Source organism: Rhizobium sp. AP16, from assembly GCF_000281735.1.
Taxonomy (GTDB): Bacteria; Pseudomonadota; Alphaproteobacteria; order Rhizobiales; family Rhizobiaceae; genus Rhizobium; species Rhizobium rhizogenes.
In genome coordinates this window covers 90478-114970 of record NZ_AJVM01000008.1, presented here as the reverse complement: position 1 = coordinate 114970, position 24493 = coordinate 90478, and the positions used below count along the sequence as shown (strand labels likewise).

At 60.1% G+C, this 24493-nt stretch carries 20 protein-coding genes; 3 read left to right on the top strand and 17 right to left on the bottom strand.

The genetic code is table 11. The annotated features are described in order from the left end of the window. Window positions 1-71: 71 nt before the first annotated feature. The gene (gene yajC / locus PMI03_RS06165; RefSeq protein ID WP_007690971.1) at window positions 72-422 is read right to left on the bottom strand and encodes a preprotein translocase subunit YajC; all 351 of its coding nucleotides are present in this window, start codon (window positions 420-422) and stop codon (window positions 72-74) included. A 203-nt stretch (window positions 423-625) separates the two neighbouring features. Here yajC and PMI03_RS06160 point away from each other — a divergent pair, with 203 nt between their 5' ends. Next, the gene (locus PMI03_RS06160) at window positions 626-1501 is read left to right on the top strand and encodes an ATP-binding protein (protein WP_007690969.1); all 876 of its coding nucleotides are present in this window, start codon (window positions 626-628) and stop codon (window positions 1499-1501) included. Window positions 1502-1579: 78 nt separating this feature from the next. Here PMI03_RS06160 and PMI03_RS06155 read toward each other — a convergent pair whose 3' ends face one another. From PMI03_RS06155 to PMI03_RS06095, 13 genes are all read right to left on the bottom strand, one after another. After that, entirely contained in the window at window positions 1580-3298 is a 1719-nt protein-coding gene (locus tag PMI03_RS06155) for a peptidoglycan DD-metalloendopeptidase family protein (protein ID WP_007690966.1), read from the bottom strand. A gap of 170 nt (window positions 3299-3468) precedes the next feature. After that, entirely contained in the window at window positions 3469-4122 is a 654-nt protein-coding gene (locus PMI03_RS06150) for a protein-L-isoaspartate(D-aspartate) O-methyltransferase (RefSeq protein WP_007690964.1), read from the bottom strand. After that, on the bottom strand, window positions 4119-4892 hold the full coding sequence (gene surE, locus PMI03_RS06145) for a 5'/3'-nucleotidase SurE (RefSeq protein WP_007690962.1): 774 nt from the start codon (window positions 4890-4892) through the stop codon (window positions 4119-4121). The genes PMI03_RS06150 and surE overlap by 4 nt, the downstream gene beginning before the upstream one ends. Window positions 4893-4908: 16 nt before the next feature. Further along, window positions 4909-6192, bottom strand: coding sequence for a serine--tRNA ligase (gene serS, locus PMI03_RS06140; RefSeq protein ID WP_007690960.1), 1284 nt, complete (start codon window positions 6190-6192; stop codon window positions 4909-4911). Between the two features lie 100 nt (window positions 6193-6292). Next, the gene (gene tatC / locus PMI03_RS06135; RefSeq protein WP_007690958.1) at window positions 6293-7120 is read right to left on the bottom strand and encodes a twin-arginine translocase subunit TatC; all 828 of its coding nucleotides are present in this window, start codon (window positions 7118-7120) and stop codon (window positions 6293-6295) included. Beyond that, a complete protein-coding gene (gene tatB / locus PMI03_RS06130; RefSeq protein WP_007690956.1) occupies window positions 7117-7803 on the bottom strand; it encodes a Sec-independent protein translocase protein TatB in 687 nt (228 codons plus the stop codon). The genes tatC and tatB overlap by 4 nt, the downstream gene beginning before the upstream one ends. A gap of 55 nt (window positions 7804-7858) precedes the next feature. Then, entirely contained in the window at window positions 7859-8068 is a 210-nt protein-coding gene (locus PMI03_RS06125) for a twin-arginine translocase TatA/TatE family subunit (RefSeq protein WP_007690954.1), read from the bottom strand. A 251-nt stretch (window positions 8069-8319) separates the two neighbouring features. Beyond that, complete coding sequence (gene scpB / locus PMI03_RS06120; protein ID WP_012651309.1) at window positions 8320-9009, bottom strand: SMC-Scp complex subunit ScpB; 690 nt, start codon at window positions 9007-9009, stop codon at window positions 8320-8322. Between the two features lie 35 nt (window positions 9010-9044). After that, complete coding sequence (locus PMI03_RS06115) at window positions 9045-9896, bottom strand: ScpA family protein (RefSeq protein ID WP_007690950.1); 852 nt, start codon at window positions 9894-9896, stop codon at window positions 9045-9047. Window positions 9897-9920: 24 nt separating this feature from the next. Beyond that, entirely contained in the window at window positions 9921-10934 is a 1014-nt protein-coding gene (gene nagZ, locus PMI03_RS06110; protein ID WP_007690947.1) for a beta-N-acetylhexosaminidase, read from the bottom strand. A 131-nt stretch (window positions 10935-11065) separates the two neighbouring features. Then, window positions 11066-13855 carry an SPOR domain-containing protein gene (locus tag PMI03_RS06105; RefSeq protein WP_007690945.1) on the bottom strand — a complete coding sequence of 930 codons (2790 nt, stop codon included), beginning with the start codon at window positions 13853-13855 and terminating at the stop codon, window positions 11066-11068. A 62-nt stretch (window positions 13856-13917) separates the two neighbouring features. Beyond that, entirely contained in the window at window positions 13918-15678 is a 1761-nt protein-coding gene (gene argS, locus PMI03_RS06100; protein ID WP_007690943.1) for an arginine--tRNA ligase, read from the bottom strand. 53 nt (window positions 15679-15731) lie between these two features. Beyond that, the gene (locus PMI03_RS06095; protein WP_012651305.1) at window positions 15732-16949 is read right to left on the bottom strand and encodes a deoxyguanosinetriphosphate triphosphohydrolase; all 1218 of its coding nucleotides are present in this window, start codon (window positions 16947-16949) and stop codon (window positions 15732-15734) included. A 210-nt stretch (window positions 16950-17159) separates the two neighbouring features. Here PMI03_RS06095 and erpA point away from each other — a divergent pair, with 210 nt between their 5' ends. Both erpA and xth read left to right on the top strand, forming a co-directional pair. Further along, window positions 17160-17492, top strand: coding sequence for an iron-sulfur cluster insertion protein ErpA (erpA, locus tag PMI03_RS06090; RefSeq protein WP_007690938.1), 333 nt, complete (start codon window positions 17160-17162; stop codon window positions 17490-17492). A gap of 125 nt (window positions 17493-17617) precedes the next feature. Beyond that, window positions 17618-18409 (top strand): exodeoxyribonuclease III, encoded by a 792-nt coding sequence (gene xth / locus PMI03_RS06085; protein ID WP_007690936.1) that lies wholly within the window; start codon window positions 17618-17620, stop codon window positions 18407-18409. Between the two features lie 51 nt (window positions 18410-18460). Here the strand turns inward: xth and exoR are convergent, their stop codons facing one another. The 3 genes from exoR to PMI03_RS06070 form a co-directional block, all read right to left on the bottom strand. After that, entirely contained in the window at window positions 18461-19264 is an 804-nt protein-coding gene (exoR, locus tag PMI03_RS06080) for an exopolysaccharide production regulator ExoR (protein ID WP_007690934.1), read from the bottom strand. Between the two features lie 706 nt (window positions 19265-19970). Further along, entirely contained in the window at window positions 19971-21224 is a 1254-nt protein-coding gene (locus PMI03_RS06075; RefSeq protein ID WP_007690932.1) for an OmpP1/FadL family transporter, read from the bottom strand. Window positions 21225-21627: 403 nt separating this feature from the next. Beyond that, window positions 21628-24471 carry a valine--tRNA ligase gene (locus tag PMI03_RS06070; protein WP_012651301.1) on the bottom strand — a complete coding sequence of 948 codons (2844 nt, stop codon included), beginning with the start codon at window positions 24469-24471 and terminating at the stop codon, window positions 21628-21630. Between the last annotated feature and the right edge of the window lie 22 nt (window positions 24472-24493).

Sequence of the window (24493 nt, the reverse complement as noted above, 5' to 3'; positions counted from 1 at the left end):
AAGTCGATTCCGATTTTCGAAGCCATGCACAAGGAGGGCGAGCCTTGCCGGCCGGCCCTCTCATCAAGTTCTTATGCGGCGTCTGCCTTGACGGGCTCGCCCTTGACGCGCACTTCCGAAATGGCGCTGCGGACGACGCGGATTTTCACGCCTTCAGCGATTTCCACTTCCAGCTCCTTGTCGTCGACAACCTTGGTGACCTTGCCGACGATGCCGCCGCCCGTGACGACCTGATCGCCGCGGCGAATGTTCTTCAGGATCTCGTCACGCTTCTTCGCCTGCGCGCGCTGCGGACGGATGAGGAGGAAATACCAAACGACCATCAGCGGCACAAACAGGATGATCATTTCAAAGCCGGAACCGCCGAAGACGCTCGCGGCTGAATCTGTTGCGCTCTGCGCATATGCGTTGGTGACAAACATCAAAAACTCCCTTGAACTCCTTGCGGGAACGGGGCCCGCGTCAGGTTGCCGGAATATAGTTGCGATCATAGCGATTGCAACAAAAACAGCCGCGAACCGTACCGTTTTCCCGGCCTCTTAGCCTTTCAGCCCCAAGAGGAGCATGATACCCGACAGAACGAGGTGCATTTTACAACTTTCTTGACTAACGTTCTGGAGGAAAAATGGTGATCGAAAATCAAAACGCCCTGATCCTTGCGGAAGTCCGCCGTCTTGCCGATGCGCTCGAACGCCTGGCGGGCCCGCCGCCCGCCGTCAACGACTGGAGCGCCGCCGACTGCTTCGTCTGGGCGCCTACCCGGCTACATTTACAACCGGTTTCGCGGCCGAACCGCGTGGCGCTTACCCTTATTCGCGGTGTCGATCATGTGCGCGATATCCTCCACGAGAACACGCTGCGCTTCGCCGAAGGCTTCGCCGCCAACAACGTCCTGCTCTGGGGCGCGCGCGGCATGGGCAAGTCCTCGCTCGTCAAGGCCGTGCATGAGGACGTGCGCCGCGCCACCGGGATTTCACTGAAGCTGATCGAAGTCCACCGCGAGGATATCTCCTCGCTGCCCGCGCTGCTCGATATTCTGAAAACCGCACCGCACCGCATCATTCTCTTCTGCGACGACCTCTCCTTCGACCATGACGATACCGCCTACAAGTCGCTCAAGGCGGCGCTCGATGGCGGTGTGGAAGGACGGCCGGACAATGTGCTGTTCTATGCAACGTCCAACCGCCGCCACCTGCTGCCGCGCAACATGATGGAGAACGAGCAATCGACGGCCATCAATCCGTCGGAAGCCGTCGAGGAAAAGGTTTCCCTTTCCGACCGCTTCGGCCTCTGGCTCGGCTTCCACAAATGCAGCCAGGAAGACTATCTGCAGATGATCGATGCCTATGCCGATCACTTCAAGCTCAGCCTCGAGCGCGCCCAGATGCACCATGAAGCGCTGGAATGGGCCACCACCCGCGGCGCCCGCTCCGGACGCGTGGCCTGGCAATATATCCAGGACCTCGCCGGACGGCAGAGGATCGTGCTCGAACGGGACTGATCGCGTTTTCCAAAGGCCTCAAACGACAAAAAGCCCGGCGGTGACCGGGCTTTTTGCAGACTCCTTGAGACGCACTACCTATTCAAGGAAGGTCATTGGGTTGACCGGGGCCGAATTCTTGCGGACTTCGAAGTGAAGCTGCGGTTGCTTGACGTCGCCGCTCATGCCGGAGGTGGCAAGCGTCTGACCGCGCTGGACCTTCTGGCCGCGAGCAACGCTGAGTGCGTCCGCATGGCCGTAGACCGTAACCGTGCCGTCGTCGTGGCGGACGAGAACCGTGTTGCCAAGCTCTTTCAGGCCGTTGCCTGCATAGATGACGACACCGTTTTCGGCAGCTTTGATCGGCGTGCCTTCGGGAACGGAGATGTCGATACCGTCGTTGCGGCTGCCGTTGACGTTGGAGCCGTAGCCGGCGATGACCGCACCACGAACCGGCCAGCGATATTTGCCGATACCGGTTGCTTCCGGTGCGTCAGCCGAGACGTCGGATTTGGTCGCGGCGTCGCTGACGGACTGCGTCGGCGCAGCACTTGCAACAGCCTGCGGCTTGGCCGCATCCGGTGCGGCGTCAGCGGCAGCCTTGGGCGCTGCCTTTGCTGCCGTTTCAGCGGCGGCGGCCTTGGCGTTCGCCTTGGTTACCGGAGCTTCGGCAACTTCCTTCTGTTCAGCGAGCGACTTGGCGGCAGACTTCTGCGGCTCGATGGAGGCGGTTCTGATCGGGTCGGCACCGGCATGCGGCAGTTTCAGAGCCTGTCCGACGCGGACGCCCTCACCCGACTTCATACGGTTTGCCTGCTTCAACTCATCGACACTGACGCCGGTGTTGCGGGCAATCCTGGCGAGCGAGTCACCCGGCTTGACGACATAGGTGCCGTCGCCCTTCGGCAGCGGACCCTTGCCGTTGCCGGCGGCGAGCTTGTTCGGATCGGCGAGGCCGGCCTGCGACTTGCCGCGTAACTGGCCGTTGGACGGCAGCACGGCGGCGTCCTGCTCGGGAGCCTTGGCTGGACCAGGCATCTTGCCGCCCCTGGAAAGATCGGTCGCCTCCGAAGCAACCTTCGCCGGGCTCGACCCCCCTGCGCCGTTCATGGTCGGAATGATGATCTGCTGACCGGGCTGGGCGCCGGCGCTGTTTCTCAAGCCATTGGCGCGCAGGATTTCCTTTGCCGGCACACCGTACCGACGTGACAGGAGATCGATGTTTTCGCCCTGCTGCAGGGTAACACTTGGTGCGTTGACCGTCGTCCAGCCTGAAGAAGTCGTCGAAGTGGAAGGCGCCTTCAGCGTACCAGCCGACGTCGTGTCCGAAGCCAAAGCCGGCTCCATACGGGACGCCGCCTGCCTGCCACGGGATGCCGGCAGAGGCTGAGCGAGCGCCTGATCTTCGGAATTGGACACTCCGCGCGAACGGGCCGGTGCCGCAGAGGCCGTCGGGGCCGCCAGATCGGAACGCTGGATCGCGACCGGAGCGGTCGATACGCGGGCGCTGGAGTAGGAAGGATTGTAGCCGGCCGGAGAATTCGGATAAGTCCGCGCGGCTGGCGCGTTCTGCTGCGAATAATCCTGTTGCTGACCGCCGCCCTGGGCAACATCTGCCCTCGGTACGGCGCTATCATCCAGGTTGCTCGACCCACCGCGATTGATGGAACCTGTCGTCGTCCGATCCGGCGAGCCAGCGAAGAGCCCGCCGAAGCGCGTCGTGTCTGAACTGCAAGCTGTCGCTGTGCTCGCCAGGAGAATGGCCACCAGGACTTTCCCTGCCGATTTACCGAAGTTTGACGAAAGACTGAAACCCATGACTCGACCCACTTGAGACGCAACTGTTTATGGGTCGATTAAAGCGCGTTAATCTTACCATGCGGTTAAAGCACTGGCACCACATGTGTTTTTTTGAGGAATTGCTAACCATAGAAAATGAATCCGCCGCGCATGCGGAATGCGCCGGGCATTTCGATCCAAATTTGGTCTTAAAGATAAGAGGCGAGCATCGGGACGATCGGCTGATACGGAACGTCGAAGAGTTCCTCGCGCTCGAAGCGGCTGCCGGTCTTGGTGAGACGCACCATGCGGCAAACATCGTCCGAAAGCATCAGCGGCGCGATCATCGACCCGCCGGACACCAATTGATCGGCGTAGAAACGCGGCATAGCGGTAAAGGCCGATGTCACCACGATGCGATCGAAGGTGCCCTCGCCCGGCAGACCGACGCTGCCGTCCGCTTGACGGATGATGACGTTGCGCAAGCCGAGCGTATCCATGCGCTGCTGCGCGGCCGTCGTCAGGGTCTTGTAGCGATCGACCGTCAGCACCCGCTCGACAATGCGCGCCATGACGGCGGCGGTGAAGCCGCTGCCGGTGCCGATTTCGAGAACGCGGTGGCCCGGCTTGATCTTCAGACTGTGCAGAATGCGAACCACGAGATCGATGCCTTCCATGAAGGCCCCGCACTCGATCGGGATCGTCCGGCTAGAATAGGCGTCATCGGTAAATTGCAGCGGCACGAACGGCAGGCGCGGCGTCTGCTCGACGGCCGTCATCAGATCGATATCCAGTATGCCTTCGGCCCGCAGACGCAGCACAACGGCTGCGAAGCCTTCCTTCTCGACCAACCGAGGTGTCAATCCGCTACTCCATGCCCAAGCGCCCGCGCCACGCGGTCTTGCACCGAATAATCCGTCAAATCGAGTTTCAAAGGAGTTACCGAAATACGATTTTGTTTCAGTGCGTGGATATCGGTGCCGGGGCGAAAGATGCCGCTGCGCTCGCCGAAGCGCAGCCAATAATAGGGAAAGCCACGGCCATCGGCGCGCTCGTCCACCTGCAGATTGAAGGCGAGATTGCCCTGCGCCGTAACTTCGGTGCCGGAGACTTCGTCCGGCCGGCAGTTCGGGAAGTTCAGATTTAGGAAAGTGCCATCCGGCAGGTCGATATCGATGAGCTTGCCGAGGAGCGCCGGCGCATGCGCCTCGACCACCTCCCAGGGAACGACGCGTGTGCCGTTCTCGTGCACATAGGCCTGGCTCAGGGCAAAGGAGCGCACGCCCTGCAGCGTGCCCTCGATCGCGCCGGCGATCGTTCCGGAATAAGTGACGTCGTCGGCAACGTTGGAACCGGAATTAACACCCGACAGGATCAGGTCCGGCTTGATGTCCATGACCTGGCGGATACCCATGATGACACAATCCGTCGGCGTGCCGCGCAGCGCATAGTGCTTGTCGGAGACCTTACGCAGACGCAGCGGCTCGGAAAGGCTCAGCGAATGGGCAAGCCCGCTCTGATCCGTTTCCGGCGCGACAATCCAGACATCGTCCGACATGGTGCGGGCGATACGCTCCAACGCTGCCAGCCCTTCGGCATGAATGCCGTCGTCATTGGTCAGAAGTATCCGCATCGCCCCACTCGCTTATTTACGCTGCCCGCTCGATCCTTTTCAGACCACCCATATATGGCAGCAGTACGTCGGGTACAGTCACCGAGCCGTCGTCGTTCAGATAATTCTCGAGAACCGCGATCAGGCAGCGGCCAACCGCGGTGCCGGAACCATTGAGCGTGTGCACGAATTTCGTGCCCTTGTCGTCCTTACCGCGATAACGCGCATTCATGCGTCGGGCCTGGAAATCGCCGCAGACCGAGCAGGAGGAGATTTCGCGATAGGTATCCTGCCCCGGCAGCCAGACTTCGAGGTCGTAGGTCTTGCGGGCGCCGAACCCCATGTCGCCGGTCGAGAGCGTCATGACGCGATAATGCAGGCCGAGACGCTTCAATACTTCCTCGGCGCAGGCGGTCATGCGCTCATGCTCGGCAATCGAGCTTTCGGCATCGGTGATCGACACGAGCTCGCATTTCCAGAACTGATGCTGGCGCAGCATGCCGCGCGTATCGCGACCGGCGGAACCCGCTTCCGAGCGGAAAGACGGCGTCAGCGCGGTGAAGCGCAACGGCAACTTCTCCTGGTCGAGGATATCGCCGGAAACAAGGTTGGTGAGCGTCACTTCGGCGGTCGGGATCAGCCAGTGGCCACCCGTGGTCCTGAACGAATCCTCGGCAAATTTCGGCAACTGGCCGGTGCCGAACATCGCCTCGTCACGCACCATCAACGGCGAGCTGACTTCGGTATAGCCATGCTCGCTGGTATGCAGGTCGAGCATGAACTGTCCGAGTGCCCGTTCCAGGCGGGCGAGCTGCGAGGTCAACACGGTGAAGCGCGAACCGGAGAGCTTGGCAGCTCGTTCGAAATCCATGTAGCCGAGCTCTTCGCCGATTTCGTAATGCTCTTTCGGCTTATGGTTCCAGGCCGGCTTGGCGCCCCAGGAGTGCTTGACGACATTGTCGTGTTCGTCCTTGCCGACCGGCACGTCATCGAGCGGAATATTGGGGATACGCGACAGGGCGTCGTTGAGCTCAGCGGTCAGCACGCGCTCTTCCTCTTCCGCAGCCGGAAGCGACGTCTTGATGTCGGCGACTTCGCCCTTCAATTTCTCGGCAAGCTCGGTGTTTTTCTGCGCCATGGCAGCGCCGATCTCCTTCGAGGCGGCATTGCGGCGAGACTGCATATCTTGGACGGACTGGATAATGGAGCGGCGCTTCTCGTCGAGCGCGATGAGGCCTTGCGACAAAGGCTCGGCACCGCGCTTGGCAAGCGCTGCATCCAAAACCTCGGCATTCTCACGGATCCATTTGATATCAAGCATCGTCGTTCCAGGTCGTTAGACATGACTACAGCTCCGACCGAGAGTTCGGTCGGAGATCGAATTGGCAAACCCTTGTGGAAGGACGTTTCCGACCCGCCGCTCAGACACTATCCGTCTTGGCGACATCGGAATTCTCGTCATTCTCCTCAGCCGTCTGCCGGGCACGCTGGCGTTCCACGAGTCGCGCCGCGTAGATGGAAATCTCGTAGAGAATGATCGTCGGCACTGCAAGGCCGATCTGGGACATCGGATCCGGCGGCGTCAGCACGGCGGCAACGATGAAGGCGAAGACGATCGCGAATTTGCGTTTTTCCGCCAGCCAGGTCGATGTCAGCAGACCCACGCGCGCAAGCAGCGTGGTGATGACGGGTAATTGGAAAACGAGGCCGAAGGAGAAGACCAGCGTCATGATCAGGCTCAGATATTCCGAGACCTTCGGCAGCAGCGCGATGCCGATCTGACCGTCGGCCGGCACCTGCTGCATCTTCAGGAAGAACCACATGACCATGGGAGCAAAGAAGAAATAAACCAGCGCCGCGCCCATGATAAACAAGATCGGCGATGCTATCAGGAACGGCAGGAAGGCGCCACGCTCGTTCTTGTAGAGGCCGGGCGCCACAAATTTGTAGATCTGCGCGGCGATGACCGGGAAAGCGATGACCAAGGCGCCGAACATGGCGACCTTCACCTGCGTGAAGAAGAATTCCTGCGGCGCGGTGTAGATCAGCTCGGCCTTGGAGACATCGAGATGCGCCCAGACGACAGCCCATTTATAGGGATAAACCAGATAGTTGAAGAGATGCTTGGCAACGGCGAAGCAAGCGATGAAGGCGATGAAAAACGTCACCAGCGACCAGATCAGCCGCGTGCGCAGTTCCATGAGGTGTTCGATAAGCGGCTGCGGCTTATCGTCAATGTCGCCCGTCATGCCTTATCCTTCTTTTTAGGCGTTGCTTTGGCGACCGGCGTGGTCTTGGCGGCCGCGACACGCTTCTTGGGAGCCGCGACAACGGGAGCCTCAGGGGCAACCACGGCGACCTTGCGCGGCGCACGCCTCGGCTTTTCCGCGACGATCGGCGTATCGACCACCGCGACAGCGACCTCTTCCGTCTTGGCGGGTGCCTTTGCCCGCGGCTTGCGCACGGCCTTCGGCTTTGCAGGCGTTTCCTGCGCGGCGGCAACAGGTGTAGGCGCGACCACCGTAGGCGCTCCGCCAATCGCGGGGGCGACGGACGGCGTTTCCGGCAGTCCCATGGATGGTTCGGAAACCGGTTCAGCGGGGGTCGATGTGGCAGCAGGGCTGTCCGACGTCGTCGAACGCTGCAGATCCGCCTTGATATCGTTGCCCATCTGCCGCAACGGGTTCATTGCTTCACGCAATGAATTGACCGGATTAAGCTTCTGGGCATCCGAGATCGTCTGGCGTACGTCGTCCAGCTCGGCTTCACGCATGGCCTCGTCGAACTGCGAGCGAAACTCACCCGCCATTTTCCGAGCCCGCGCCGTCATCTTGCCAATCGTTCGTAACGTCGCCGGCAATTCCTTCGGGCCAATGACCACAAGCGCCACCACGGCGATAATCAGCAGCTCGGACCAGCCTATATCGAACATAAAAAGGCTCCTGGGCCGACAGCGAGCATTTCAGCCCCTGACGCGCCCGACATGATTACTTCGACTCGTCGGCCTTGTGTTCGACGGTACGGGACGTTGTCGACTGCGCCGGCGGCGGCGTCTCTTCGTCGTCGTTCATGCCTTTTTTGAAGCTCTTGATGCCCTTGGCGACGTCACCCATCAGCTCCGGGATCTTTCCACGGCCGAACAACAACAGCGCGATGGCCAGGACGATCAGCCAGTGCCAAATGCTTAGAGAACCCATTGCGATAACTCCGATTTCAGTGTCTTCCCGATGTAAGACGTTTGTGAATGTTTTTCAAACACCAAAATGTACTGCATCGACGCTTATGGGGATAGCGAGCGACAATGCAATAGCCAAACGTCTCCAACTCGGAGAATGAGCTCCATATTCGCATCAGCTAATGGCGAAACAGAGGCTTGGGCTATTGTTTTGAAAAAAGCTTTATGGGCCAGCAAGCGGCCCAAAACATGCCAAGAGTGCCGATTTTGAGCTCAATCGTCCGAAGCGCCACCCGGCGCCAGGAGGCCGAGCTCCTCCAGATCCATCTGCGTGATCGGATCCTCATCTTCGGTCAATTCATCACTCATCAGCGGCGACGGCACGTTGAAATTGGCCGGGATCCGGCCGGAAAGCAGGCCTGCCCCCTTCAACTCCTCAAGGCCGGGCAAGTCGCGCAACTCCTCCAGACCGAAATGATCAAGGAAATCCCTTGTTGTACCGAGCGTCACCGGCCGGCCGGGCGTGCGCCGGCGACCGCGAAAACGAACCCAGCCGGACTCCATCAGCACGTCGAGCGTACCCTTGGAGGTCTGCACGCCCCTGATGTCCTCGATCTCGGCGCGGGTCACCGGTTGGTGATAGGCGATGATCGCCAGGACTTCGAGCGCAGCGCGCGACAGTTTCCGCGCCTCGTTATCATCGCGGCGGATGACGAAGGAAAGATCGGCGGCCGTGCGAAAGGCCCAGGCACCGTCGACCTGGATCAGATTGACGCCGCGCATCGCATAATCGGCCTTCAGACGCTGCATGATGGAGCTGATATTGACGCCCTGCGCCACCCGCTCGGCTATAAAACCTTCCGAAACCGGCTGGGCGGAGGCAAAGACCAGCGCCTCGGCGATACGTTCGGCTTCACGCAGAGCGCGCTCATCGATCGCCGGCGCGACCGCATCGTCATCCATGTGCTGATCGTTATCAGGACCGCTCACACCCGCACCTATTCCGCAGCCTCGAGTTCATCGACGTCATGCTTCGGCCCGCGCCGCATGTAAAGCGGTTGGAATGCGCCCTCCTGGCGAATTTCCAGCTTGCCTTCGCGCGCAAGCTCCAGCGAGGCGGCGAAAGCGCTGGCGATGGCGGTGACGCGCTCGCTGGGACTGGTCATATAGCGCAGCAGATAATGCTCCAGAGCCGTCCAGTCGGTGATCTCGCCGATCATCCGGTTGAGGATTGTACGGGCATCACCCAACGACCAGACCTGGCGTCGCTCGATCGTCACCTGTGTGACGGCCTGGCGTTGGCGCAGGCCGGCATAGGCGGTCAGAAGATCGTAGAGGCTAGCGTCATAGGCGGACCGGCGCCGATCCGGAATGTGTTCCGGCGCGCCGCGCACGAAGATGTCGCGGCCGAGACGGTTGCGGTTGACGAGACCCGTCGCCGCATCGCGCATGGCTTCAAGGCGCTTCAGGCGGAAGGCGAGCGTTGCAGCCATTTCCTCGCCGCTCGGGCCGTCTTCCTTGCTCTGCTGCGGAATGAGCAGCTTCGACTTGAGGTAGGCAAGCCAAGCGGCCATGACGAGATAATCGGCGGCAAGCTCGATGCGGATTCGCCGGGCGGTATCGATGAACAACAGATATTGCTCGACCAGTGCCAGCACGGAGATGCGCGACAGATCGACCTTCTGGGTGCGGGCAAGATGCAGCAACAGGTCGAGCGGGCCTTCAAAGCCGGCGATATCGACGAGCATGGTTGGCTCATGCATGCCGCGCTCGCCATTGCCGTCCTGCCACAGCTTGTCCATCGGCGCTGCCGCCTGTTGGCTCTTTTCCGTGCCGCTCACCTTGTTCACCCGTCAGATCCCCGGAGTTCGGTCCTAAGCCACCGCAAACATCGCATCGAATTCAGCGCGAATCGACGCTTCGTCCGCACCGTCATCATAACCGAAAGCTGCTTCCACCGCTTTGGCCCGCTCAAGCGCGCCGCCGCTCAGGATCGGCACGTTGCGCACCACCTGCTGCATCTCGTCCATGATACCATTGCAATGCAGCACGATATCGCATCCGCCGGCAACAATATTCGCCGCCCGCTCGCCGATCGTACCGGCCAGCGCATTCATCGAGCTATCATCGGAGAGAAGCAAGCCCTTGAAGCCGATATGGCCGCGGATGATCTCCTCGATGACCTTGCGCGAGGTCGTCGCCGGATTGGCGGGATCGATGTCGGTAAAGACGACATGGCAGGTCATCGCCATCAGTTCGTCCTTGAGCGCGACGAAGGGCGGAAAATCATGGGCTTCCAGCTCGGCGCGGGACACCGTGACGACCGGCAATTCATGGTGCGAATCGGCAAAGCCGCGACCGTGGCCCGGCATATGCTTCATCACCGGCAGGACGCCGCCGGCCTTAAGACCATCGGCAGCAGCGCGGCCCATTTCGGTCACTGTGACAGGATCACCGCCATAGGCGCGGTTGCCGATAACATTGCTTGACCCTTCAACCGGCACGTCGAGCACCGGCAGGCAATCGGCATTGATGCCGAATTTCAGAAGGTCGAAGGCATGGAGCCGCGACATCAGCCAGGCAGCGCGCAGGCCCTGCTCGCGGTTCTGGCGATAGATATCGCCCAGCGCCTGGCCGGAGGGATAATGCGGCAGGATCGGCGGACGGATACGCTGCACCCTGCCCCCTTCCTGGTCGATGAAAACAGGCGCATCGCGACCGACGCTATCGCGCAGGGACGCGACGAGATCGGCGATCTGCGCCGGCTCGGAAATATTGCGTCCGAAAAGGATGAAGCCCCATGGCTGTTCCGCCTGATAGAAGGAACGCTCTTCGGGTGTGATGGAATGGCCGCTACAGCCGAGGATCATGGATTTTGATTCGGTCATGTCCGAATCATAGCGGCCGCTTCGTGAAATGCGAAGCACGTCAAGGCGAGATACATAAAAAGAAGCCGGTTCAAAGGAAAACGGCGGGCTCTCGCCCGCCGTTTTCAGCTGATATCCCGTGCTCTGATCTTTTATTTCGAGATCAGGCAGGTGCCGCCTGCGGCACGTAAGCGTACGCAGAGGTCGGCAGCATCATCCTTGGAACCGGCGACGACACGGACGCGATAGTAGGTGCCCTTGCCGGCGATATCGGCCTTGCGGATTTCAAGCGGGTGGCCGCCGATGACACTGGCGAACTTCGTCTTCAGGTTCGCCTGCGACCGCTGTGCTTCGGCCTCGGAAGGCAGCGAGGCAATCTGCACGCCATAGGCGCCGCCGGCACTTGCCGAGGCGACCGGAGTTGCCTGCGTTGCGGCCGGGCTTGCCGAAGCAACCTGCTGCGGCTTCGGCTGGGCCTGTGTCGGGTGGGGAGCGACGTTCTGGGTAGCCACAGCCGCCGTCTTGGCCGGCTGCTGTGCCGGGCGCGCGGTCGGAAGCGGAGTGGTCTTGACGACGCGGATCGGCGTGCTCTCGGCACTGGCAGCATCATTGGCATCAGCCGGTTGCGATACCTGCGTATCCGTGCTGGCCGGACGAAGATCGGCGGAGGCTACCTGATTGTCGGTAGCCGGCTTGGCCGCTGCCGCCTTCGGCGCCAAAGCCGGAGCTGCTGCCGTCGTGGTCTTGTCGACGGCCGGCTCTTCGCGAGCAACCAGCGAGCCGTCAGGCTTTACGATCATCGTGCGAACCTTGCGCGGCGAGACCGACGGAACCTGTCCGTCATCATTGGCGGCCATATCGGCATTATCGCCGCTCTGGCTCGGCAACAGCCGCGGATCCTGAGTTTCACCAACTGGCGTCGGCGTGACCTGATCGGCACTGCCATCATCGGGCGAAACAGCTTCAGGGATCAACGTCTTCTGGACGACATCCACCGGCTGCTCATTGGAAGACACAAGCTGCTTCTGCTTCGGCGCGGCGGCGCCATCACCGGCGACGCGGTCGTAGACGGCCTTGTCCTGATTCGGCACAACGGTTCCGCCCGGATTTTCCGGAGCGACCTTGATCGGTTCGGCATCGGCCGTGATCACACGCGGCTCACCGGAGAAGCTCGAAATCGGCGAACCATGACGAACCCAGCCATAAACGCCATAGGCGCCGAGGCCGAGAACCGCAATGAGCGCGGCGGCGGTTGCCATGCCGCGGAACGAACGCGCCGGACGCCGGATGGCCTGCACGGCCGGGTTCAGCGTCATGCGGGCGACATTCTCGACCGGACTGGATGCCTCGCGGTAGCTGCGGCGGAAATCTTCTTCCAACGCCCGCTCGAACTCGTCGAACTCTTCGACAGGCTGTTTGGCGGCTGCGGCAACAGGCTGTGCCGCCGCATTCTTCGACCAGGAGGCAGCAGCCATTGCACCGCCGAGAGCGGCAGCAGCCTGCTTGATCGGCTCGGGAGCAGCTTCCTTGGCGGGCGTGCCGAACAGGCTCGCCATCTCGGCATCGATATCGAAATCATATTCCGAGGGAACCGCGATCGGCGCTTCCGGTTCGACAGGCGGCAGGTTCGGAACATGCGAGCCTTCGAAGGTCTCGACACGGTCTTCCGTATCGGAGATCTCCGACGGGTCGAAAGGCAAAGCCTGATCGATATCGAGCGTCGGCGCTGCCTTTGCAACAATTGGCGCGGCTGCAACAACGGGAGGCTGGACCGGCGCAGGCCGCGGGGTTTCCGCGACGAACGGCGCGGCAACAGCAGCCACCGGAGCCGGCACTACAGGTGTGGCTCTCGAAACGATCGGCGCAGGCTGCGACGCAACGGCCGGTGCGGGCGTCGGCGGCGTGACGGGAACTGACTTATTCGCTTCCGCCAAATCAAGTTCGGCAAGCTCCATCTCGATATCAGCGAGATCGAATTCGAAGTCCTCGCCGGCGAAGGGGTCTTCATCCTCCAGCAAGATCGGCTTCGGCTCTTCGCGTTGCGGGGCGACGGAGGCCACCGGAGCGACAAAAGCTTCTACGGTAGAAACTGCCGGTGTTGTGGGCTGCGAGGCAAAAATATCGAAATCCGGCTCGACCCTTGCCGCCGGCTCATTGCCTCTGGCAGGAACGGGATAGCGGTCGACATCGGCCAACAGGTCGTCGATCTCGGCAGAAAGAGCCGCCGCATCAAAGCTTGCCGGCTTGACTGGTTCCGGCGCCTTGGCGACCGGCTGAACCGCGACGGGCTCGACGCTCCGAGCATCCCCCATCGTCGGCAATTCAAAATCGAGCGCATCGACGATTGGCTGTGCTTGAGCGACCGGCGCAGCCACGGGAGCCGGGACGACGGGCGTTGCCTGTGTGGACGGAGGCGCCACGGTGAAATTGGCAATTGGCAAACGTACAGTGGCCGCAGCGTGCTGCGGCGTCGGCTTGACGACCGGCGGAGCAACAGGTTGCGGGACTGGGGTTGGCTGTGGAGCCGGGGCGGCCTGCAATGCCGGCGCGATCGACATCTCAAGTTCGTCGATCAGATCGCGCGCACCGACGGTCGGCTTAATCGCCGGCGCAGGTTGCTGCTGCAATTCGACAGGCTGAGGTTCAGCGATTGCCGGCTCGGCGGGACGCGACAGTTCGGCCTCACCAGCGAAGGGCTGATCTTCCGGCAAGACCGGAATGTCATTCGCAGGACTCAAACGAGGCGCATCATAGCGCTCGAATTCCCGCAGGAGCTCGTCTTCGAGATCGAAGGCCGGCTCTTGCCGTTGAGCCGCAGGTGCCGCCTGGGCGGCAGGCCGCGGCTCGAAACCGACGATGCGGGCGAGTTCGGCGAGCGGATCATCATCCGCAAAGAACCCGTCGTTTCCGCTTGCGCGATACGCCAACTGTTTTTCTGCCATCACCCAATCCACTCGCAAACGCTACAGTTAAATGCCAGTGCAATGTGGGCAAACGGTGACGTTTATCGCATTTCATCCGGTGCGGCGGTCCCGGTTATACCAAGACCCGACTTCAAAACCGACGCGACAGCGTGCACCAGCCCAAGTCTGGCAATGCTCAATTCTCGGTTCTTATCGTTAACAAATCGTAATTCAGGTAAATCTTTACCTTTGTTCCAATGTCCGTGGAACGAACTTGCCAGATCGTAAAGATAAAAGGCGATGCGATGAGGCTCCTGAGCCTGCGCCGCAGCTTCAATGATTCGCGGGAATTCCGCAATCTTCGCGACGAGCTGCAACTCGGCCGGATCCGAGATCACGCCGCCCACCGCCTTCGCCAGATCGAGCGAGGCGATATCGAGATCCGGAAAGGCTTCCTGGGCCTGCCGGAAGATCGACATGCAGCGCGCATGTGCATACTGCACGTAGAAAACCGGATTGTCCTTGGACTGCTCCGTCACCTTGGCAAAATCGAAATCAAGCGGCTCGGAGCTCTTACGATAGAGCATCATGAACCGGACGGAATCACGGCCGACCTCGTCGACCACTTCGCGCAGCGTGACGAAGTCGCCGGAACGCTTCGACATCTTCACCGGTTCGCCATTGCGGAACAGCTTGACCAGCTGGCACAGCAGCACCGTGAGCTTCGCCTTGCCTTCCGAGACGCCGCGCGCAACGGCTTCCAGACGCTTGACGTAGCCGCCATGGTCGGCGCCGAGAATATAGATCATCTCGTTGAAGCCAAGGTCGAACTTGTTCTTGAAGTAGGCGACGTCGGCGGCGAAGTAGGTATAGGAACCGTCCGACTTGATCAGCGGACGGTCGATATCATCTCCGACTTCCGTTGAACGGAAGAGTGTCTGCTCGCGATCCTCCCAGTCCTCAGGCAACTGTCCCTTCGGCGGCGGCAACGCGCCCTTGTAGACATAGCCCTTGAAGGTCAGGTCGTTGATGGCGGTGCGGATCAGGGCGGCGCCATTGGCGTGCAGGGTCCGCTCCGAGAAGAAGACGTCGTGATGGACGTTCAGCGCCTCCAGATCGGCGCGGATCATCACCATCATCGCGTCGATGGCGCGTTCCCTGATGATCGGCAGCCACTGCTCTTCCGGCATGCCGCGAAGCTTGGTGCCGAATTCCTTGGCCAGCGACTCTCCGACCGGAACCAGATAGTCGCCGGGATAGAGGCCGGCCGGGATTTCACCGACCTGTTCGCCGAGCGCTTCGCGGTAGCGAATGAAGACAGACCGCGCCAGCACGTCGATCTGCGAGCCGGCGTCGTTGATATAATATTCCTTGGTGACGTCGTAACCGGCAAAGCCGAGCAGGTTCGCCAGCGCGTCGCCGACGACGGCGCCGCGGCAATGGCCGACATGCATCGGCCCCGTCGGATTGGCGGAGACATATTCGACATTGACCTTCTGACCGGCGCCGACCGTCGAGCGACCGAATTTCTCGCCTTCGGAGATCATCGTCGCCAGCAGGCGCTGCCAGTAGCCGACAGACAGCCGAATATTGATGAAGCCCGGACCGGCCGCCGAGACATCGGCGACGTCGGCATCTTCCTGCAATTTCGCGATGATGATCTCGGCAAGAGCGCGCGGGTTCATGCCCAGCGGCTTTGACAGCACCATAGCCGCATTGGTGGCGACATCGCCGTGGCTGGCATCGCGCGGCGGCTCTACGCCGATGCGGCCGAAGTCGAGTTCGGATCGCTTTTCCCGCACAATATCAATTTGCTCGAGAGCGTTCTTAATTCTTACTTCGAAGTCGGTGAAAAGGTTCATCATATTGTCCACGCATAGCTTGTGCGGGCCCTGTCGACCCGCGCCGCCGCTGCCTACCGCAAATCGGGAGTCTGGTCAAACAGACGCCTATGGGCGCTGATGGCATAGGTATCGGTCATGCCGGCCAGATAATCCCCCACATGGCGCGCCTTGGCGGCGACGGCAAGGCCGGCGATATGGTCAACCCAATAATGGCTCTGCATCTCTTTGGGATTGTCCATATAGGCCCGGAACAGATCGGTGACGATCTGTGCCGCGCCGGTGCGGATACGCATGATATCAGGGTGACGGTAGATGCGCTTGAACAGCATCTGCTTGATCCGCTTATCCGTTTCCGCCATCTCGGGAGAAAAGGCGGCGATGACGCGGCCGGCAGCGCGAATGTCGGCAACGCTACCCGGCTTGACCTCGCTCAGTGCCTGCTGCGCAACGGAGATCACGTCCTCCACCATGCGGGTAATCTGCCGGCGCATGATCTCGTGCGTGAAGCGGCTTGCCTCCAGATGCGGATAGCGCGCCCTCACCTCGGCCATCAACTCCGAGAGAAACGGTATTTCCTCCAGCATGTCGAAGGTCAGATAGCCCGAACGCAGGCCGTCATCGATGTCATGGGTATTGTAGGCGATATCGTCAGCTATCGCCGCGACCTGCGCCTCCAGGCTGGCATAGGTGGCAATCTCGAGATCGTGGATTTCGCAATAATCGAGGATCGGCTGCGGCACCGGGCCGCGCGTGTCCTTGCCATCCGGCGTCAGCAGCGGGCCATTGTGCTTGACCAGACCCTCCAATGTTTCCCAGGTAAGGTTCAAGCCATCGAATTCGGCATAGCGCCGCTCGAGTTTTGTGACGATGCGCAGGGACTGCGCATTGTGGTCGAAGCCGCCATAGGGCTGCAGCATCTCGTGCAGCGCGTCCTCGCCGGTGTGACCGAATGGGGTGTGGCCGAAATCGTGAACGAGCGCTACGCCTTCGGCCAGATCCTCGTCCAGCTTCAAGGCGCGCGCCAGGGCACGGGCGACCTGCGCCACTTCGATCGTATGCGTCAGGCGTGTGCGGTAGTGATCGCCGTCCTGGGCGATGAAAACCTGCGTCTTATGCTTCAGACGCCGGAAAGCGGTCGTATGCACGATGCGGTCACGGTCGCGCTGGAAATCGGAGCGCGTCGGGCTCGACCCCTCGTCATAGAGCCGTCCACGCGATGTCCATGGGTCGCTCGCATAGACCGCCTTCTCACCATAACCGAAACCCAATGCATGCCTATCGATTGTCATCATCCATCCATTCAGGCGCCAGCCCATTGACGCCGCCTCGCGGCCTTCATACCTATACCGAATACAAACAGCAAAATGGCACATGGCTCAACCATGAAACCATAGCTGTCACCCGCCGTGCTTTCATGATAAAGGCTATTGATATCAGCCGTTTGAAAGTCGGACGGCCCATTGGTTCTCTCCGGATCTTGACCCCGGCAGGAGGAAAGCATGACAGAGACGAGTGTAACCCTATCGGACGCAGCGGCAAAGCGAATCGCCGCGATCGTCAGCGCCGAAGCCGGCAAGCGAGCGCTTCGCGTTGCGGTCGAAGGCGGTGGATGTTCCGGGTTTTCCTATAAATTCGATCTGGCCGAAGGCCCGCAAGACGATGATATCATTGTCGAAAAAGGCAATGCCACCGTGTTGATCGATCAATTGTCGCTGGTCTATATGGCCGGCTCCGAGATCGATTTCGTCGACAATCTGCTCGGCCAGTCCTTTCAGATAAAGAATCCGAATGCAGTCGCAAGCTGCGGATGCGGAACAAGTTTTTCGATCTGACGCTCCCGTTTTTCCACAGATTGATCACCGACCGGAAGCCCTCGCTCCCGGCCGGTTTTCATTTGGGCGTGGTCAAGGCCGATTGCTGCGGATAAAAGAAGGCGAAGCAGAGGAGCCGCCCCGTCATGAAGATCGCCACCTGGAACATCAACGGCGTCAAAGCGCGTATCGAAAACCTCTGCCAGTGGCTGAAGGACTCCGATCCCGATATCGCCTGCCTGCAGGAAATCAAGACGGTCGATGAAGGCTTTCCGCGCCTGGAGATCGAGGCGCTCGGCTATCACGTCGAGACGCACGGGCAGAAGGGTTTCAACGGCGTGGCGATCCTCTCCAAAGCGAAGCCCGACGAAGTGACACGCGGCCTTCCCGGCGACGACAGCGACGAACAGGCCCGCTTCATCGAAGCGGTGTTCTCCGTGCCGGACCATGGCGCACTGCGTGTCTGCTGCCTTTACCTGCCGAACGGCAATCCCGTCGACACTGAAAAATATCCCTACAAGCTTGCCTGGATGGAGCGCCTGCGGAAATTCGCGGCCGACAGGCTCGCTCTGGAAGAGCCGATCATTCTTGCCGGCGACTATAATGTCATCCCCGAGCCGCATGACTGCTTCGATCCGAAGGTCTGGGAAAATGACGCGCTGTTCCTGCCGCAGACCCGTCAGGCATTCCGTCAGCTCGAAAATCTCGGCTTCACCGATGCGGTGCGCGCCACGACGGACGCGGTCAAATTATATTCGTTCTGGGATTATCAGGCCGGCGCCTGGCCGAAGAACAACGGCATCCGCATCGACCATTTGATGCTGTCACCGGAGGCGGCCGATCGCCTGACTTCCACGGCTATCGCGAAACATGTGCGCGCCTGGGAAAAGCCGTCAGACCACGTTCCAGTCATCGCGCATCTCGATTTTCAGAATTAGCGCGCGGTCAATATCGCGCACTCAGAGAGAATCGGTCTCGTTGAAAGACCGTCACTCGGCGCCGGCGACATCCAGTTGATGCGACATGGAGACGGCGACGCGGCGGTCGTTCTCATTGGCGACCGAGAAGGCCTGCTCCTGCAGGTCTTCCATCCAGCCGCAATCCTTCGGCTTACACTTGTCGAGCGCCGCCGTCATGAAGGCGAGGCCACGGACGGTCTGGCCTTCCTGGAATAGAATATTACCGAAGACAGCCATGGCACCGGGATGGCCGCTCTTGCGGGCCTGGTTCAGCCACTTCTTTGCCTGCTGAACGTTGGGTGCACCGCCCTCGCCCGTCAGCATCATCTGCGCGAGCTGGAACTGGGCCTCGGGAACGCCGAAGGTCGAGGCGACCTGGAAATAAAGCTGGCGTGCCTGATTAAGGTCGATCTTGACCGGGCTGTTTTGAATGCCGCTCTTGTAATAATTCGCAAGCGCAAGCAGCGCATTGATGAAGAAGCCGGTATCTTCCGAGCCGGGCTCCACACCCTGCTGGGCGATCTCGCTATAGATCTTGAATGCTTCGAAATCGTCCTGCGTCACGCCATCGCCGTCGGCATACATATTGGCCAGCGCCCAGCGTGAACCGGTATGGCCCTTTTCGGCTGCATAACGATAGGCTTCGACAGCCTCTTCCTTCTGGCCGTTCTTATAGGCTCGAAAGCCGAATTTGAAGAGATCGAAAGGACCGGATTCCTTGGTGACGCCGGCATTGATATCGAATGCCCGGCACTGGCCTGTAAGCACCACCAAGGTGGCAAGCGACAGGCTCAGTATCATGACTCTCGCTGATATGAACTCGGACTTAAACATAACAGTCGACTACTCTCGCTCCATCCGCATTCGTCACGGCAACCCCATCTGCGCCGCAAGGTTTGCGAATGTATTCCCTACCCGCGCGCGAACCAGCGAAACCTCCCGTCAAGAAGGTTCGCATGGCACCTGCCAGAGGCCGTTTGCCACATTTCCGAGCATAGTTCGAAATTATGTCCAAACGAGCATTCCTGCCGCCGCGTTCGCACGTCGCCGCCGAAACAGCACACCATTCAACTGCCCCAAAGGAGAGACTTGAGATCGGGAGATTTCTGGATTCCCGCGAGAAATAAAGCCTTTCCGACCCCATCGGAAACGTCGCCGTTCCGATCCCGGATTGCTCTTTCTGCCAAAGTGGAAACTGAACCATCAACCGTTTACGCACTCTCTATTAGGCCTGCCCCTGTGCCCGTATAATCGCTGCTCCTCATTTGTGGCGGGAAATGGACAAATTGGGCGGCGGACACGCACCTGTAACCGGTTGAAATAAAGTGTTGCCGATTCATCACAAGGATGATTGCCAATCGTGAGGTTTTGTTAACCATAAAGCGGCTATGCATGACTGTTTTGCACACTGCATCCGCAAATAATCTTGGCCTGAACTTGATAGTAAAGCGCCGCGAGACCGAATGGGGCTCGCGGCGAGGGAATCACTTGAGGTAACGACGATAATTTTCGGAAGTTACTTCAATTCAATGGGTTAGGTTCAGAATCTCACCTTCATCGAGGTCGACAGGGCAGCTACGAGATCATTGCCGTAGCTGTAGCTGGCGTCGTTGCCGAACGTAAGGCCGTTATAAGTGGCCTGGCCGGATTTGCCGCTGGTCAGCAAGCCAAGCGCACCGCCGAAGGTGAATTCGACATGTTCGGTTGCCTTGTAGTTGACGCCGGCGCCGAGCGTCCAGGTATCCGAGTTCATGCCATAACCCTGGCTGGTGCCGCGATCCCAGGTCAAGCTGAGCGCGCCACTCCATTTGTCATTGAACTTATGACCGATACCGCCAGAGATCGTCCAGCCGTCTCGATAGAGCAGATCCAGCGAGGTGAGCTCGGTCGCCCCACCCGGACGGCAGGATATGCCGCGCGTGGAGGTCGGGCAAAGCGCGATGCTCTGCAGGAGGCTCCAGTTGGTCCACTTGACCGAACCGAAGGCCAGCCAGTCCGGAGCGATACCGGTCTGCACTTTCCATTCCAGCGAGTCCGGCGCATCTGCCGAACCAAAGACGGACGTGGTCTTGCCAAAGAATGCACGGATCGGCGGTAGCTCCGTCAGATCGACCGTGCCCTTGAGGTTGTCGTACTTGACGCGGCTGTTATAGACGAGGCTGGTACGGAAAGCGTATTCCTCGATCTCGTAGGCAAGACCAGCGCGCCAGCCCCAGCCGTGACCGTCGACGTCCAGCGAACCGACACCGTCATAGACGGCGGAAAGCGGAGCGGGAATGGCCGAGACCAGGCGGGACTTGTAGCCGGTGACCTCCTGATAGAAACCGCCGCCGATCAAACGCAATTGGCCCGGACCCGCATCGAACTTGTAGGAGCAGGTCGCCGCATAATTATGCGTGCGCAGCTTGGTCTCGATTTCATTGTTGGCGCCGGCCCAGTTCAGGCCCGGATTGCTATGACCGCCGAACGGTTCGGAATAGTCGGCCATGCAATCGAGGTCATCGGTGATGCCGATCTTGAAGCCGATATACGGGATGGCATAATTCTCGGTGACATCCGTAGAACTACTGCGCCCGTTGAGATTGCCATCAGCCGCATTGGTATCCTTGGCATTCTTGAACTTGCGACCGGGCATGACATAAGTCACACCGGATTCGAAAGCGTAACGACCCTTGTCGAAGAGCAGATCGATATCGTAACCGCCGCGATCAAGCCCACCCGCAAATGCGGCGCTTGCAAACGACGAGGTAATAACGAGCGCGAACGCACCCTTCAACGCAATACGAAATGCCATTGTGTCTCCCCCACTTGTGCATCTATGTGTCTGATTGTTGCGACGATCATCCCAATTGGCAATGCACCGCTGACGCCCTGGGAGCTCGCGATATAGTGACTGATTTACGTAAGAAAGTGAGCTACATGCTCCATTACGGTTCGCGTTAGTTATTTTTTTCTTCTTCAAAAACATTTTATGCCCCACATAGATTAATATTCTCTACTGAAACAATTCTGTCACAATCCGACAACAGTTTCGCTTTTCGAGAAAGCTATCAATTTAGGGGTAATTGTTTTTGCCTGCGTGAAGCTGGCGATGGGCGAGATCGGCTGTTTTGATGATTCCATCGAATCGATGGCGCAATAAAAAAGGGCACGCGACCTTTGTTCGCATGCCCTTTTTATTTGGATTATCTGCGACCTCAGCCGGCTTCGCTGACCCTGGCGAGAGCGACCTTCAGGCTGGCAAGCTGCCCCTGGAGTTCGTCCAGACGCTCGCGCTCGGCGGCAACCACATCCGGATTGGCGTTGGCGACGAACTTCTCATTCGACAGCTTGCCGACGATGCGGGCCATTTCCTGCTCGTTCTTGGCGATCCCCTTCTCCAGACGTGCCTTCTCGACAGAAAGGTCGATGAGGCTGCCGAGCGGCAGGCAGGCGGTCGCTTCACCGACGACGATCTGCGCCGCGCCCTTCGGCGCGGTATCCGAAAGTGAAATCGCCTCGACACGCGCCAGCCGCTTGATCGCCGCATCGTGGCGGAAGAGACGTTCGCGGGTCAGGCTGTTGGCACCAACGATCACCAGCGGGGCGGTGGCGGCCGGCGGTACGTTCATTTCCGAGCGTACGGAGCGCAGACCGGAGACAAGATCGATCAGCCAGTTGATCTCGTCGGCCGCGACATCGTCGGCATAGGAGGGAACCGGCCACTCGGCGTGGCAGATCAGGCCGTCACGCTCCTTGCCCTCGCCCGCCGTATGCGCCCACAGCTCTTCGGTCATAAAGGGCATGAAGGGATGCAGCAGCTTGTAGGTCTCTTCGAGAACATAGGCCGCGCAGGATTGCGCCTCCGCCTTGGCGTTCTCATCATCGCCGCTGAAGACGGGCTTCAGGAGTTCGAGATACCAGTCGCAGAACTGGTTCCAGATGAAGCGATAAAGCGTGCCGGCGGCATCGTTAAAGCGATAGGCTTCGATCGCCTCGGTGACGTCGCGCTCGGTGCGGGCAAGCTCGGTCAGGATCCAGCGATTGATGGTGAGCTCGGCTGCTTCCGGCACGAAATGCGGGTCGCTCTTGGCGCCGTTCATCTCGGCGAAGCGCGTGGCGTTCCACAGCTTGGTGCCGAAATTGCGGTAGCCGGCGATGCGGGACGGATCGAGCTTCACGTCGCGGCCCTGTGCGGCCATGATCGCCAGCGTGAAACGCAGGGAATCGGCGCCGTACTGGTCGATCAGCTCGAGCGGATCGATGACGTTGCCCTTGGACTTCGACATCTTCTGCCCATTCTTGTCGCGCACCAGAGCGTGAACATAGACCGTGTTGAAGGGCTCGACCGGATCGCCGTTCTTATCCTTCATGAAATGCAGGCCCATCATCATCATGCGGGCAACCCAGAAGAAGATGATGTCAAAACCGGTGACGAGCACGTTGGTCGGATAGTAGCGCGCCAGTTCCGGCGTCTCATCCGGCCAGCCGAGCGTCGAGAACGGCCAGAGAGCGGACGAGAACCAGGTGTCGAGCACGTCTTCGTCGCGCGTCAGGATTTCACCCGGCTTGAAGTTTTCCAGCAGATCCTCGACATAGGCCTTCATCGGCCCTTCATGCGAGAGATAGTGCTGGATTGCCGCCTGCAGCGCTTCTTCCTCGGTCTTTTCGACGAAGACCTGACCGTCCGGGCCATACCAGGCCGGGATCTGATGGCCCCACCAGAGTTGGCGGGAAACGCACCAGGGTTGGATGTTTTCCATCCAGTCGTAATAGGTCTTGTCCCAGCTCTTCGGAACGAGCTTGGTGCGGCCTTCGCGGACGGAGGCGATCGCCGGTTCGGCGAGCGTCTTAGCGTCGACATACCATTGCTCGGTCAGGCGCGGCTCGATCGGAACGCCGCCACGGTCGCCATGCGGGACCATATGCTTATGCGGCTCGATCTTGTCGAGCAGACCGGCCTCTTCGAAGATGCGGACGATGATCTTGCGCGCTTCGAAACGGTCCGTGCCTTCCAGCTCATCCCAGGCGCCATGCAAAGCGGCTGGATGATCCAGGCCTTCGAGGAAGTCCTCGTTGTCCTTGATGGTGATGGAAGCTTCCGGCGTCAGAATGTTGACGACGCGCAGGCCACGGCGCTTGCCGACATCGAAGTCGTTGAAATCATGCGCGGGCGTCATCTTGACGGCACCGGTGCCCGCGGTCGGATCCGGATATTCGTCGGCGACGATCGGGATGCGGCGGCCGACGATCGGCAGGACGACATGCTTGCCGACGATTGCCTTATAGCGTTCGTCTTCCGGATTAACGGCAATGCCGGTATCGCCGAGCATGGTTTCCGGACGGGTGGTGGCGACGACGAGATAGTCGCGCGTTTCCCATTCCGTCGCCTTGCCTTCCTCGTCGAAGGCAATCGGATGCTGATAGGTGACGCCTTCTTCCAGCGGGTAGCGCAGGTGCCAGAGATGGCCGTTGATCTCATGCTGCTCGACTTCGATATCCGAAATCGCCGTCAGCATTTTCGGATCCCAGTTGACCAGCCGCTTGTCGCGATAGATCAGGCCTTCCTTGTAGAGCGTGACGAAGACTTCGAGAACGGCCTTCGAGAGCCCCTCGTCCATGGTGAAGCGTTCACGCGACCAATCGCAGGATGCGCCGAGGCGCTTAAGCTGATTGAAGATCAGCCCGCCGGACTCTTCTTTCCATTCCCAGACCTTGTCGATAAAGGCTTCGCGACCCATGACATGACGACTAGGCTGCTGTCTTTCGGCAAGACGCCGCTCAACGACCATCTGCGTGGCGATGCCGGCATGGTCCATGCCCGGCTGCCAGAGTACATCCTTGCCGCGCATGCGCTCGAAGCGCACCATGATGTCCTGCAGCGTATTGTTCAGCGCATGGCCCATGTGCAACGAACCGGTGACGTTCGGCGGCGGGATGACGATCGTGAAGGTTTCGGCGCCAGGCTTGGCGTTCACACCGGCGCGAAAGGCGTCGGCCTCTTCCCATTTCTGGGCGATCTTCGGTTCGACGGCGGCGGAATCATAGGTTTTGTCGAGCATTTTGGGACCGGATCTAGAGGGT